Raw genomic sequence first — 12,967 nt, 5'->3', positions numbered from 1 at the left:
AGGTTGCTATTAGCTGAAACTTTTGTTTCCAATGGTTTTTCGTGGTACTGTTAAGATAAGGAAGATCGTTTTGTGCCTAAAGTAATGAAGAAAAGTGCCGGTTCTGCTTGCCAATCTGCAGATTGAGAAAAACTTGGTACTTAAGACCTATGACACTTTTGCAAAAACAAGGCATAATAGGTTCGTAAGCTAAACTTGCAATCACACATTTGCTGAAGGAGGCAATTTCCATGAACGAAAGAGAACGTATATTGGATCTAGTAAAAAAAGGTGTGCTTTCTACAGAAGAAGCCTTAGATTTACTAGAAGGTATGGCAAAAGCCAAAGACGAAAAACAAATTAACAAAGCTGCTGCTGAGGTAACCGCGGATAAGAATGCGACAAGCCCATTTGATGATACTGAAAATGACGATGAGATGTTCACGTTTGACGGCGAAGAAAAACTTCGTCAAAACGAAGCGCAAGACAAAGAAAATCTTGAAAAGATTCTTGATGGCTTAGCAACGGAAGCCAACCAAGCATCTGCTGAGTTGGACGAAATCAATGCTGAAATTCTTGGCGTCAAAGAAGAATTAAAAGAAGCGCAAGAAACTCTGATGCAATTGAATACCAAAGAAGAATTGGATCAATTGTCAGAAGAGGAATTGGCAACACGTCATGAAACAGAAGCGACCATTACTGGCTTAGAAGAAACGTTAGATGGCTTAACCGAAGAAAAAGCAGAATTGGAAGCAAAACTAAAAAATATTCGCAAAGACCAATGGTCTCAAACGAAAGAGAAAATCTCTCAAAAATTAGATATTCCAGAAGATTGGAAAGAGCAAGCGACCGATACTATCAATCAAGTAAGTGAAAAAATGGTCGATGCCAGCACCCACTTCGGACACTTCTTGAAGAAAACGGTTCGAGCAGTAACGGATTCTGTTAACGACAACATGGAATGGAAAGATATCAACTTGAAAGTTCCCGGTGTTGCAGCGACGAAATTTGAACACACATTCAGCTATGACGAAACGGCAGCGACATTGATCGATGTGAAGTTAGCCAACGGCAATGTTTCCTTCCAATTATGGGATGAACCAGGTGTCAAAGTAGATGCCAAAATCAAACTATATGGTAAAATGGATGCGGCGGAGCCTTTCGATGCTTTTGAAGCAAGAAGCCAAATCAATGTCGATGATGAACGCATCTCCTTCCAAATTCCAAACAAACGCATTCGTGCCGATCTGGTTTTCTATTTACCAAAACGTACCTATGATCATGTAGCAGTAAAACTATTGAACGGAAATGTTACATTCAATGAATTGGATGCAAAAGATGTTTATACAAAATCAACAAATGGCAATATCGATTTCCGCAAAGTAAACGCATCGATGTTAGAGATTGAAGGCGTGAATGGAACGATCACTGTTCAAGAGGGTGAGATTTTAGATGCCATCATCGAAACAGTGAATGGCGACGTGACGTTGACAGCCACACCACAAAACACCGGTATTTCTTTAGTAAACGGCAATATCCGTGTGACCTACAAAGAAGAAACGGTCCAAAAATTAAACGCCAGCTCTGTAAATGGCAATGTTAAAGTAGCATTACCTGCAGGGATCGGTTTTGAAGGGATCGCCAAAACAAGTTTAGGTAGCATTAACAATCGCTTAAGTGAGATGGAAGTTGTACGGGAGAAAAAAGAACGCCTAAACCAACTATTGCAATTCCGTCGGGTTGCCGATAAAGTCGCACAAATCGATCTATCCACAACAACAGGAAATGTCTTTATCAAAGATACAGATAAATAAGAATAGTTGAGTATACACTCATTAAAGAAAAGAAGGAAGGTGTAGATAAATGAACAAAAAATTAACAAAATCAGCCAATAACGTCGTCATTACAGGGACTCTAGGGGGTCTGGCAGAATACTTGCGAATCGATCCAACTATCGTTCGCGTGATCTATGTCTTTCTATCTTTAGTGACTGCTGGGTTCCCTGGAATCACTTTATATATCATCATGGCGGTCTTGATTCCTTCAGGACGCAAGAGCACCTCAGGATATGGTCATGACAATCGATATTACAAACAAAACAAATACAATGAAGCAAATCGTCCCCGTAAAGAAGCGGAAAAGGTAGAGGATGAGGACTGGAGTGACTTCTAGTGTCTTATTTTCAACGGCTTATCATGAATACACTGACGTTTGTCACATTGGCGGTTCTATTACCAAATATGATCCACGTTCAAAGCATTATGACTGCAGTGATCGCCAGTTTTGTACTGTCGATCCTGAATGCTTTGATTAAACCAATTCTGATCGTCATTTCATTTCCATTGACTTTACTGACGCTTGGGTTTTTCACCTTTGTGATCAATGCGCTCATGCTGAATTTGACTTCGTATTTTGTTGGGTCAGCCAACTTCGGCTTTTCCTCGTTTGGGGCTGCTTTATTAGTGGCACTGATCATGTCAGTGATCAATATGATCGTGACCGAACACCATATCGAAAAATATTCACGTTAAAAAGACGTTTCACGTTTTCTCCTACTAGCTACGAAGCTAGTGGAGAAACGGAAACGTCTTTTTTTAGTTTAACTGTTCTTCTTTGATGGCTGACAGATACGTATCTACTGCCTGTAACGTTTCATCAAGCGCTCCTTTTTCAAAAGGTGAACGTAGATGAGCCAGAGCCAGGATCTCAAGAAATGTTTTCGTGCCGCCGACTTCGCAAATGGCCAAATAATCTTGCCAAGCGGTTTCGTCTTTTGCCACGATGAATCGATACCAAAATTGGAACGCACACACTTGTGCCAATGTGTAATCGATATAGTAGAAAGGTGATTCAAAAATATGCCCCTGTCTGAACCAATACAAGCCACGATCAAGGTCAGGATATTCTGAATAATCCCGTTCTGGGCAATACTGGCGCTCTAATTCCCGCCAACGGGCTTTGCGCTGTGCTGGTGACCACTCAGGATGCTCATAAACCTCTTGTTGGAAGTGATCCACTAAAACGCCATAAGGCAGAAATTGCAGGCTGCTAGCAAGATGCGCAAATTTGTATTTTTCTGTTTCTTCTTCGAAAAAGGCATCCATCCATGGCCAGGCGATAAACTCCATCGACATTGAATGGATCTCGCAAGATTCATAATTGGGAAAGAGAATTTCCGGTTCTTTGATCCAACGAGAGCGAAAGGCTTGAAAGGCGTGGCCAGCTTCGTGGGTCAAAACATCGACATCGCCCGAAGTACCGTTAAAGTTGGCAAAGATAAATGGCGATTGATAGTCTTGGATAAACGTACAGTAGCCGCCAGATTGTTTGCCTTTTTTGCTTAGTAGATCAAGTAGGTCATGCTCGACCATAAAATCAAAAAATTCGCCAGTTTCAGGGGATAGTTCCTGATACATCACACGGGCTTTTTCTACTAGTTCTTCAGGAGTTCCTTTAGGCTCTGCGTTACCACTAGGATAAAAAAGTGGCAAGTCGGTAAAGGTTGCCTGAGTCAATTGATTACGCTGCGCCTGTCTTTGGTACAGCTTTTGGGTAATTGGGACGACTTTTTCTAAAATTTCCCGACGATAGGTCTCGATCATTGAACGATCATAGTCCCAACGATTCATTTGGGTATCCGCAAAGGCAACATAATTTTCAAAGCCGAGCTTGTGGGCGATCTCGGTACGAACCTTGACCATCTCGTCATAAATTTGATCAAAACGGTCTTCATTTTCCGTGAAGAAAGCCGTTTGTTTTTCAAACGCTTCTTTTCGAACACCGCGATCTTTGTTTTCGGTAAATGGTCGCAGTTGTGCGAGGGTATAGGTTTCTCCTTGGAAGTCGATTTGGGCAGAAGCGACCAATTTGCTGTAATCAGAAGCCAATTGGTTTTCTTTTTGAAACAATTCGATCAAGGCCTCATCAAAAAGCTTCACACGGCTTTCGGCATATAAAAAAAGTGTTTCTGGATATTCGGCTTTTAATTCATCTAAGACAGGTGAAGCCAGGAGTGCTTGATAGAATTGAAAATCCAGAGCTTCAAAATGAGGCTGGTATTCATTCCAAAAGGTGTCTTCTGCTTCATAAAAGGCATCGTTGGTATCGATCGAATAGCGGATCGAAGCCAAGTTCATTGCGGTATCGATCGTTCCTCTTAGTTCGTTCAAAGCATCAAGGGCTTGCTTCGCCTCCGAGAAGGTATCGGCTGACTGAAGGTTTGCTAATGCTTTTTTGAATGTTTCTTGATAAACTGGAAAATCAGGGCGTTGATACTTGTATGCTGAAAATTTCATTAAAAATCCCTCCTTAGTAAAATAATAACACAAACGAAAAAGAATGAGGACTTCTATTGGCGAAGGTAGTAACTTTACTGATAGAATGATAAAATAGAACCAGAGTGTCGTTTACAAGAAGCAGCGGCAAGAATCATTGAGAAAAGAGGGAAAACCTATGGCAGAAACCGTCAAAGTCAGCGAGCTGGCGGAGGCTTTAAATTTAGAGATAGTTGAAGGAACTGAAAACAGTTTAGAAAGAGAAATCATTACCGGTGATATTTCCCGACCTGGTTTGGAATTGACGGGTTATTTTAATTACTATTCCCATGATCGTCTGCAATTATTCGGCAGCAAAGAGATCACCTTTGCGGAACGAATGATGCCAGAAGAACGCTTGATGGTGATGCGCAAAATGTGTGCCGATGATACACCGGGATTTATTGTTTCTCGCGGCTTGGAAGTACCAGCAGAAATGATTCAAGCCTGCAAAGAACATGAGATTACGATTCTACGTTCGCCCATCTCAACGTCACGTCTGCAAGGAGAGCTTTCTAGTTTTCTCGATGGGCGTTTAGCAACAAGAACCAGTGTCCATGGGGTATTAGTGGATGTCTATGGCTTGGGCGTTTTGATCCAAGGCGATAGCGGAATTGGTAAAAGCGAAACAGCATTAGAGTTGATCAAACGTGGGCATCGGTTGATCGCTGATGACCGTGTGGATGTGTATAAGCAAGATGAGTTGACTTTGGTGGGGGAACCGCCGAAAATCTTGCAACACTTGATCGAGATCCGGGGAATCGGGATCATCGATGTCATGAATCTTTTTGGTGCCAGTGCCGTACGAGGGTATATGCAGGTTCAAGTAGCGGTGTATTTAGAAGCTTGGGCGAAAGACAAAAAGTATGATCGACTAGGAACCGATGATACGACGGTTGAAATTGGTGGCGTTGATGTACCACAAATCAAAATCCCCGTGAAAACTGGTCGAAATGTTGCGATCATTATCGAAGTTGCTGCCATGAATTTCCGGGCGAAAACGATGGGTTATGATGCAACGAAGACCTTTGAAAATCGATTGACGCAATTGATCGAAGAAAATTCTGGAAACTAGAGAGGATAAGATAGATGTTAGGTTTAGTAAATCGAGTCGCATTTGAACTATTTGGTTTGCCGATTTATTGGTATGCGATCATTATCGTATCAGGCGTGATCATTGCTATGTGGTTAAGCACGAGAGAGGCGGTTCGTGTCGGGCTCAAGCCAGATGATGTGACTGATTTTATGTTGATTGGATTGCCAGTATCGATCATAGGTGCACGGCTTTATTATATTCTATTTGACTTGCAATACTATATTGATGACCCAAGTCAAATTTTCAATATTCGGTCTGGTGGGATCGCTATCTATGGTGCATTGATCGCCGGGGGGATTTGGCTGTACTTTTTCTGCCAACGAAATTTTATTTCTCCCTGGACCTTTTTAGATATCGCCGCACCAAGTGTCCTATTGGCACAAGGCATCGGGCGTTGGGGCAACTTTATGAACCATGAAGCATTTGGAGCAGAAGTCAGCCGCTCCTTCTTAGAAAGTTTGTATATACCGAAATTTATTATCGATAATATGTATATCGACGAAGCGTATCGGCAGCCGACGTTTCTTTATGAATCGGTTTGGAATGTGATCGGATTTATCGTTTTGATTTTCTTGCGCAAGAAAACTGGGTTATTAAAAGAAGGCGAAGTTTTCTTGAGCTACTTAATTTGGTATGGGTTCGGACGCTTCTTTATTGAAGGAATGCGCACCGATAGTTTATACTTATTTGGGGATATCCGTGTGTCACAAGCACTTTCCGCTTTATTATTCTTTGGAGCGATTGGGCTATTGATCTGGCGTCGGAAAAACCAAACTTTAAAAGACTACAATCGCAGCTTTGGCAAAAACCAAACGATTATCTAAACAGTTATTTTATCGAAATTATGGTAAAATGATAAAGTGCATGAATTTGCGAAAAGGATAGAGGAGGTTTCCATAGTGAAACAGAAAATCGCCGTTTTAGGTCCCGGATCATGGGGGACTGCTTTGGCACAAGTCTTGTCTGAAAACGGACATGAAGTGACTATTTGGGGCAACAATCCCGCCCAAATCGATGAAATCAATACGTATCATACCAATCGGCATTATTTGCCTGATTTGAAATTACCTGAAAATATTTTAGGCTGCAAAAATCTAGAAGAGGCGATCCAAGGGGCAGATGCTGTCTTGTTTGTAGTACCAACCAAAGCGATTCGTGCCGTGGCACAAGAATTCACTAAGAAGACAACCGGTAAACCAGTCATCATCCATGCCTCAAAAGGATTAGAACAAGGCAGTCATAAACGAATCTCAGAAGTACTTGCCGAAGAGATCCCAGCCGATAAACGGCAAGAAATCGTTGTCCTGTCAGGACCATCACATGCCGAAGAAGTCGCTGTCCATGATATTACCACGATCACGGCAGCTTCAGAAAATGAATCGGCTGCTAAATATGTACAAGAGCTATTTATGAATGATTACTTTAGAATCTACACCAATAACGATGTGATCGGTGTCGAAACTGGCGCCGCGCTGAAAAACATCATCGCTATTGGTGCCGGAGCGATTGCTGGACTGGGCTTTGGGGATGATGCGAAGGCTGCGATCATGACCCGTGGGTTAGCAGAAATCAGTCGTCTCGGTGTGGCAATGGGTGCAAATCCATTAACCTTTATCGGATTGAGTGGTGTTGGCGATTTGATCGTCACGTGTACCAGTGTCCATTCGCGGAATTGGCGTGCCGGAAACCTATTAGGAAAAGGCCATAGCTTAGACGAAGTGTTAGACAATATGGGCATGATCGTTGAAGGAGTTTCAACCACCAAAGCTGCCCGCGAATTAGCAGAAGCTTTGTCAGTGGAAATGCCAATCACAGAAACGATTTATTCGGTCTTGTATGAAGGCAAAGACATCAAGCAAGCAGCTAAAGATATTATGCTGCGAGACGGCAAAGAAGAAAACGAATTTACGGTAGATCAATCATTATGATTAAAGGAGCGAGTCACATGAATGTCAAAAAAGCAGTTATCCCAGCAGCCGGTCTAGGTACCCGATTTTTACCAGCTACAAAGGCAATGGCAAAGGAAATGTTGCCGATCGTTGACAAACCAACGATCCAATTTATCGTGGAAGAAGCTTTACAATCAGGGATCGAAGATATTTTGATCGTAACAGGAAAAGCAAAGCGTCCGATCGAAGACCATTTCGATGCCAATTTAGAATTAGAGATGAATCTAAAAGAAAAAGGCAAGACAGAGCTTTTGAAATTAGTGGAAGAAACAACTGACGTAAATCTGCATTTCATTCGCCAATCTCATCCGAAAGGATTAGGCCATGCCGTATTACAGGCGCGGGCATTTGTCGGAAATGAACCGTTTGTAGTCATGCTAGGTGATGATTTGATGGAAGATCAAGTGCCATTGACGAAACAGCTGATCGATAATTATGAAAAAACGCATGCATCAACGATCGCTGTCATGGATGTTCCTCATGAAGATACATCAAAATACGGAATCATTGATCCTGGTATGGAAGTTGAAAAAGGTTTGTTCAATGTCAAAAACTTTGTTGAAAAACCAGCGCCAGAAAATGCGCCAAGTGATTTAGCAATTATTGGCCGCTACTTGCTGACCCCTGAAATTTTTGATATTTTAGCCAATCAGGAACCTGGTGCTGGCGGCGAGATCCAATTGACGGATGCCATCGATACATTAAACAAAACCCAACGCGTGTTTGCTCATCAATTTACCGGCAAGCGTTACGATGTAGGAGACAAATTTGGTTTCTTAAAAACAAGTATTGAGTATGGTTTAGTACACCCTGAAGTCAAAGACAACTTGAAAGAGTATTTGATCGAGTTAGGAAAAGAACTAGCTCCGGCTCAAAAAGAAGTCAAAGAAGCACCGAAAGAGTCAAAAAAATAACAAAAACTCCTAAACAAGGCAATTTCTGATGAAATTGCTTTGTTTTTTTATTATTTCCTGTTGAAAGCGGATAATTTTCTTAAAAATGCAGTCTTTTATTTGTAGAAAGTGCAGTGAAATGCTATTCTTAATATAAGTAAATGGGGAAAGGAGCCATTCTATGTCAGGAGGAGAACTAGCTGCATTGATTGCTGCGATCGCATTTGTCGTATTGGTCATTTTCGTCGTTCGTTTGTTGATGCAAGTCAGCAAGACAATGACCAAAGTAGACAAAACGGTCGAAGAAGCAAACACAACCATCCGTGTCATTACCAAAGACGTTGATATTCTTTCAAAAGAGGTTGAAGGTCTTTTGGTAAAAACGAATGAGCTTTTACAAGATGTGAACGGAAAAGTCGCAACCATCGATCCTTTGTTCACAGCAGTTGCAGATCTAAGTACCAGTGTTTCAGAACTAAATGTTTCTGGAAAAAATTTAATTACGCGCGTGGGTAGTCTTGGCCGGACCACTGCCAAAGCAACGGTAGCTGGAAAAGTCGGTCAAACAGCCATGAAATTTTTCAAAGACAAAAATAACCAAAAATAAAAGGAGGACTTTCAATGAGTAAAAAAGGCGGATTTTTATTAGGAGCAATCATCGGAGGAACAGCGGCAGCAGCAGCAGCACTTTTGTTGGCGCCAGAATCTGGTAAAACATTAAGAAATAAATTAGCAAAACAAGCAGACGATTTATTAGATAAAGCATCTGATTATGGTGATTTAGCCAAAGAAAGAAGTACGGATCTTGTCGATATCGCTAAAGATAAAGCAGCAAAATTAAGCGAGCAAGCATCTGACTTTACCGGTTCTTTAACAGCGAAAGTCGATGACTTAAAAGAAACAGCAGCTGGTTCATCAGAAGAAACCGTTGAAGAGTTAAAGAAACAAGCAGGTGATCTATCAGAACGCTTCAAAAAATCAGCAAGCGATGTGAAAGAAACAGCGAAAGATGCCAAAGAAGATGCAGATGATACAGTCCAAGATATCATCATTGATGCAAAATCTTCTGCAGCGGATATGAAACAAACCGTCAAAGAAGGGGCACAAGAAGCAAAACCTGTAGTTGAAGAAGCCAAAAAAGACGGTCAAGCAGCCGCAGCTGATTTGAAAAAAGAAGCTGGAAAAGCAGCGGATGATGCCAAAAAAACAGCGAAAGCAGAAACAAAAGAAGCTAAAGCTGACTTGGAAGATGCAAAAGAAGAATTAAAAGATACATTAGAAAAAAACAATCCTGAAGCATAAGCAAGGATACAAAATTTGATTACTTTAAAAGATAAAAACGTTCGCCAGTTAAATCGGCGAACGTTTTTTGTGACTTCAGTAGCTATTCGTTTGATGCTTGGGTGATTTCCCAATCGCAAAGTTGATAGATCCAATCCCGCAGTTGACTGAATGGAAACCCAATTCCCTCAGCGAGAGCAACATTGATCGAATAAACAGGTGTACCATTGTAAGGGCCTTGATCACCTGTTTCTGAAAAGAGAGGGGAAAGACCGGTTTTTTCCGTTACGTATTGCAGCACTTCTTCTAAAGAAATCGTGCCTTTTGACGCACCGTTGATGGGTCCTGTGAAAGAGCTGGTACCTAAAAACGCTAAAAATTGGCCAGCTTCTTCAGCATCGACAAAGCCCATTTGATGCGTTAGATTATCGACAGCCATTGGCTTTTGCTTTATCAGATGGTCGATGTAAAAGGCAAAACGTTTTGTATAATCATCTGCACCGATCACGTAAGGAAAGCGGACAAAAACGGACGGAATCTGACTGTAGTTTTGGGTAAGAATCTCTTCAACGGTTCGTTTGCCTTCAGCATAATTGACTTCCTCAGAGCAAACAATTTTGACCGCTTCTTTGGCAGGATCAAAATCCGCTTCTTTCAAATCGAAGTGCAGTTCATGATAGGCAGACATCGAACTAGTGACAATGTAGCGTTTGGGTGTGACATGACGCAACAGAATCTCAATATCATTTGAAGTATAAGCAATATTGTCGTAAATAACATCATAGGTTTCTTGTGTCAACGTCGTTTTGATACTTTGTTCATCCGTGCGATCAAAGACAAGTCGGTTGACTTGATCCCCAAAAGAATCAGTCGTCTTCCCTCTGGTAGCGATCGTGACATCACAGCCTTGATCCACTAAAGATTGAACCAAATATTTACCGAAAAAACGCGTGCCGCCTAAAACCAACACTTTTTTACTCATAAGAACACTCCTTTTCATGTAATTCCAACATGTTGTGCCGATTCATTAGAAAATCAAGATAAAACCAGCAATTCTTTTGCAGTTTTGGTAAAAGGTACACAGCCATCTGCAGTGACATAGATGCAATCTTCAATACGAACACCGACTTGATCTGGCAAATAAATCCCCGGTTCGATAGAGAAGCACATGCCTTCTTCAATCACTAAATCATTGCCAGTGATCAAAGAGGGGAACTCATGAACCGTGGTCCCGATGCCATGACCTAAACGATGGTTGAAGTAGTCGCCATAGCCATAACCCGTAATCACATCACGAGCGATCTTATCTAATTCTCCTGCAGTGATCCCAGGTTTAACTGCTGCTTGAGCGGCCAATTCCGCCTCTAAGACGATGTCATAAATTTTTCTTTGTAATGCAGTCGGTTCTTTATAGGCAACCGTTCTGGTTGCATCGCTGCAATACCCTTTCCAGATGACTCCTAAATCAAATAAGACGAGTTCATTAGCAGTCACTTTGCGATCCCCAGGTACGCCATGAGGACTTGCTGCATTGGCACCAGCTAATACGGTCGTATCGAAGGACATATGGGAAACCCCACGTTTTTTCAACTCGTACTCAATTTCTGCCACGATTGCCATTTCGCTGACGCCTTCTTTGATGGCAGCAAACCCAATCTCAAAAGCAACATCTGCCCAGTTGCCGGCTTCTAGCAAGGTGTCAATCTCAGACGCGGTTTTTGTTAATTGCATTTTTTGAATCACCGGGGTCACATCTAAAGAAAAATCGGTTTTTGGCAAGAACCGTTTCAATGCTTCATAGCGCTCGACGGAAAGGTCATTTTTTTCTAGTGCCAAGGATGAAACCTCGTAACGAGAGGTCAATTCCTGACAGATTTTCGCCCAAGGGTCTTCACTATCGAGATAGCCGATAATGTCAAAGGGCCAACCGCTATTTTTTGCTTCTTCTACTTCCAGAGCTGGTGTGAAAAGAAAGGGATCTTTTCCAGGTGCGACAAACAAAGCAAGAACCCGTTCATGAGGTTCACTTTTAAAACCGGAAAAATAAGCGATCGTTGCTGGATTAGAAATATAGGCAACATCGGCGCCAGTGGTTTTCAGCCAGCCATTTAACTCATTGATTTTTTTATCATTCATTTGAAAAAACCTTCTTTCAAGTATTCTTTTTCTATTTTATCATGCTTTCGAAGAGAATAGGGGTGGGGAAAGTAGGAAATTGCTAAGTTTTCATGAAAACAAAATTAAAACGGTTGCAAATACGGAAAAAATTTGCTATCCTAACAAAGAAATGTAAATAAGATTTTCTGAAAATAGAATAAGGGAGATATATCATGGAAAAACAAACAATTACGATTTATGATGTTGCACGGGAAGCGAATGTATCGATGGCAACTGTTTCACGGGTAGTCAACGGAAATCCAAATGTAAAACCAGCAACTCGTAAGAAAGTGCTGGAAGTGATCGACCGCTTGGATTATCGTCCAAACGCAGTTGCTCGAGGGTTGGCAAGTAAAAAGACCACAACTGTTGGTGTTATCATTCCTGATGTCAGCAATATGTTCTTCTCATCACTTGCTCGTGGGATCGATGATGTAGCGACCATGTATAAATACAATATCATCTTAGCCAACTCTGATGGCGATACGATGAAAGAAGTCAACGTATTGAACAACTTGTTAGCAAAACAAGTGGACGGCGTTATCTTCATGGGTCATCGCATCACGGATGAAATTCGCGGGGAATTCTCTCGCTCAAAAACACCAGTCGTTTTAGCTGGTTCGATCGATCCTGATGAACAAGTAGGAAGTGTCAATATCGATTACACAGCAGCTGCCAAAGATGCTGTTTCATTATTGGCGAAAAACAATCAAAAAATCGCTTTTGTCAGCGGTGCTTTGATCGATCCAATCAATGGCCAAAACCGCTTGAAAGGCTATAAAGAAGCCTTGAAAGAAAACAACCTTGACTATTCTGAAGGGTTGATCTTTGAATCACCATACAGCTTTAAAGAAGGCTTAGCATTAGTTGATCGCATCATCAACAGTGGTGCAACAGCAGCTTATGTTACAGACGATGAGTTAGCGATCGGCGTCTTAGATGGTTTGTTAGACAAAGGCGTTAAAGTTCCTGAGGATTTCGAGATCATCACCAGCAACAACTCATTATTGGCTGAAGCAGCTCGTCCACGCTTATCAAGTGTGACGCAACCATTGTATGATATGGGTGCCGTTGCGATGCGTCTATTAACTAAAATGATGAACAAAGAAGATGTAGAACAAAAAACGATCGTCTTGCCTTACGGTATTTCAGAAAAAAGCTCTACGAAATAAGCAGCGATTTAATAAAAAGACTAGTGGAGCAACGCTTTGTTGTTCCACTTTTTGCTTCAACGATCGTTCGTGTGGGTAGAAAATCTATGGATTTTCTACCCACACTTTTTTTGTATAAAAAAACTGA

At 41.5% G+C, this 12,967-nt stretch carries 13 protein-coding genes; 10 read left to right on the top strand and 3 right to left on the bottom strand.

The genetic code is table 11. The annotated features are described in order from the left end of the window. The first annotated feature begins 230 nt into the window (after positions 1-230). The 3 genes from liaX to IGJ17_RS10000 are packed head-to-tail and all read left to right on the top strand — an operon-like array spanning position 231 to position 2,510. Positions 231-1,793 carry a daptomycin-sensing surface protein LiaX gene (gene liaX / locus IGJ17_RS10010; RefSeq protein WP_016612240.1) on the top strand — a complete coding sequence of 521 codons (1,563 nt, stop codon included), beginning with the start codon at positions 231-233 and terminating at the stop codon, positions 1,791-1,793. Between the two features lie 49 nt (positions 1,794-1,842). After that, positions 1,843-2,151, top strand: coding sequence for a PspC domain-containing protein (locus IGJ17_RS10005; protein ID WP_005235384.1), 309 nt, complete (start codon positions 1,843-1,845; stop codon positions 2,149-2,151). Beyond that, positions 2,151-2,510 carry a phage holin family protein gene (locus tag IGJ17_RS10000; RefSeq protein ID WP_005225788.1) on the top strand — a complete coding sequence of 120 codons (360 nt, stop codon included), beginning with the start codon at positions 2,151-2,153 and terminating at the stop codon, positions 2,508-2,510. Before IGJ17_RS10005 ends, IGJ17_RS10000 begins: the two co-directional genes overlap by 1 nt. 63 nt (positions 2,511-2,573) lie before the next feature. Here the strand turns inward: IGJ17_RS10000 and IGJ17_RS09995 are convergent, their stop codons facing one another. Continuing rightward, positions 2,574-4,274, bottom strand: coding sequence for a M3 family oligoendopeptidase (locus IGJ17_RS09995; RefSeq protein ID WP_429961318.1), 1,701 nt, complete (start codon positions 4,272-4,274; stop codon positions 2,574-2,576). A 157-nt stretch (positions 4,275-4,431) separates the two neighbouring features. Here IGJ17_RS09995 and hprK point away from each other — a divergent pair, with 157 nt between their 5' ends. The 6 genes from hprK (at position 4,432) to IGJ17_RS09965 (ending at position 9,532) form a co-directional block, all read left to right on the top strand. Further along, positions 4,432-5,367 (top strand): HPr(Ser) kinase/phosphatase, encoded by a 936-nt coding sequence (hprK, locus tag IGJ17_RS09990; RefSeq protein WP_005235388.1) that lies wholly within the window; start codon positions 4,432-4,434, stop codon positions 5,365-5,367. Between the two features lie 14 nt (positions 5,368-5,381). Further along, positions 5,382-6,212, top strand: a complete 831-nt coding sequence (lgt, locus tag IGJ17_RS09985) for a prolipoprotein diacylglyceryl transferase (protein WP_005235390.1) — start codon at positions 5,382-5,384, stop codon at positions 6,210-6,212. A gap of 75 nt (positions 6,213-6,287) precedes the next feature. Beyond that, positions 6,288-7,316, top strand: coding sequence for an NAD(P)H-dependent glycerol-3-phosphate dehydrogenase (locus tag IGJ17_RS09980; protein WP_008378474.1), 1,029 nt, complete (start codon positions 6,288-6,290; stop codon positions 7,314-7,316). Between the two features lie 17 nt (positions 7,317-7,333). Further along, positions 7,334-8,251: a UTP--glucose-1-phosphate uridylyltransferase GalU gene (gene galU / locus IGJ17_RS09975; protein ID WP_008378473.1), complete on the top strand. Its 918-nt coding sequence runs from the start codon at positions 7,334-7,336 to the stop codon at positions 8,249-8,251. A gap of 160 nt (positions 8,252-8,411) precedes the next feature. Beyond that, positions 8,412-8,837 (top strand): DUF948 domain-containing protein, encoded by a 426-nt coding sequence (locus IGJ17_RS09970; protein ID WP_005235398.1) that lies wholly within the window; start codon positions 8,412-8,414, stop codon positions 8,835-8,837. Positions 8,838-8,851: 14 nt separating this feature from the next. Further along, positions 8,852-9,532 (top strand): YtxH domain-containing protein, encoded by a 681-nt coding sequence (locus IGJ17_RS09965; protein WP_005235400.1) that lies wholly within the window; start codon positions 8,852-8,854, stop codon positions 9,530-9,532. Between the two features lie 82 nt (positions 9,533-9,614). On the opposite strand, the gene IGJ17_RS09960 is transcribed toward IGJ17_RS09965, so the two are convergent. Both IGJ17_RS09960 and IGJ17_RS09955 read right to left on the bottom strand, forming a co-directional pair. Beyond that, positions 9,615-10,493 carry an NAD-dependent epimerase/dehydratase family protein gene (locus tag IGJ17_RS09960; RefSeq protein ID WP_034872569.1) on the bottom strand — a complete coding sequence of 293 codons (879 nt, stop codon included), beginning with the start codon at positions 10,491-10,493 and terminating at the stop codon, positions 9,615-9,617. Positions 10,494-10,546: 53 nt separating this feature from the next. After that, positions 10,547-11,647 carry an aminopeptidase P family protein gene (locus tag IGJ17_RS09955; RefSeq protein WP_429961317.1) on the bottom strand — a complete coding sequence of 367 codons (1,101 nt, stop codon included), beginning with the start codon at positions 11,645-11,647 and terminating at the stop codon, positions 10,547-10,549. 194 nt (positions 11,648-11,841) lie between these two features. Between IGJ17_RS09955 and ccpA the strand changes: the two genes are divergently transcribed. Continuing rightward, complete coding sequence (gene ccpA, locus IGJ17_RS09950) at positions 11,842-12,840, top strand: catabolite control protein A (RefSeq protein WP_008378470.1); 999 nt, start codon at positions 11,842-11,844, stop codon at positions 12,838-12,840. The last annotated feature ends 127 nt before the right edge of the window (positions 12,841-12,967 follow it).

The organism is Enterococcus sp. DIV1096b, from assembly GCF_050498765.1.
Classification (GTDB): domain Bacteria; phylum Bacillota; class Bacilli; order Lactobacillales; family Enterococcaceae; genus Enterococcus_D; species Enterococcus_D entomosocium.
The sequence above is the reverse complement of the archived record's forward strand: the minus strand, read 5'-3'. Positions and strand labels throughout refer to the sequence as shown.

What these genes read in the sequence shown, in the direction of transcription:
- liaX (WP_016612240.1), top strand. Translation starts at nt 231, where the DNA reads ATGAACGAAAGAGAACGTATATTGGATCTAGTAAAAAAAGGTGTGCTT.
- IGJ17_RS10005 (WP_005235384.1), top strand. Translation starts at nt 1,843, where the DNA reads ATGAACAAAAAATTAACAAAATCAGCCAATAACGTCGTCATTACAGGG.
- IGJ17_RS09995 (WP_429961318.1), bottom strand. Translation starts at nt 4,274, where the DNA reads ATGAAATTTTCAGCATACAAGTATCAACGCCCTGATTTTCCAGTTTAT.
- hprK (WP_005235388.1), top strand. Translation starts at nt 4,432, where the DNA reads ATGGCAGAAACCGTCAAAGTCAGCGAGCTGGCGGAGGCTTTAAATTTA.
- lgt (WP_005235390.1), top strand. Translation starts at nt 5,382, where the DNA reads ATGTTAGGTTTAGTAAATCGAGTCGCATTTGAACTATTTGGTTTGCCG.
- galU (WP_008378473.1), top strand. Translation starts at nt 7,334, where the DNA reads ATGAATGTCAAAAAAGCAGTTATCCCAGCAGCCGGTCTAGGTACCCGA.
- IGJ17_RS09970 (WP_005235398.1), top strand. Translation starts at nt 8,412, where the DNA reads ATGTCAGGAGGAGAACTAGCTGCATTGATTGCTGCGATCGCATTTGTC.
- IGJ17_RS09965 (WP_005235400.1), top strand. Translation starts at nt 8,852, where the DNA reads ATGAGTAAAAAAGGCGGATTTTTATTAGGAGCAATCATCGGAGGAACA.
- IGJ17_RS09960 (WP_034872569.1), bottom strand. Translation starts at nt 10,493, where the DNA reads ATGAGTAAAAAAGTGTTGGTTTTAGGCGGCACGCGTTTTTTCGGTAAA.
- IGJ17_RS09955 (WP_429961317.1), bottom strand. Translation starts at nt 11,647, where the DNA reads ATGAATGATAAAAAAATCAATGAGTTAAATGGCTGGCTGAAAACCACT.
- ccpA (WP_008378470.1), top strand. Translation starts at nt 11,842, where the DNA reads ATGGAAAAACAAACAATTACGATTTATGATGTTGCACGGGAAGCGAAT.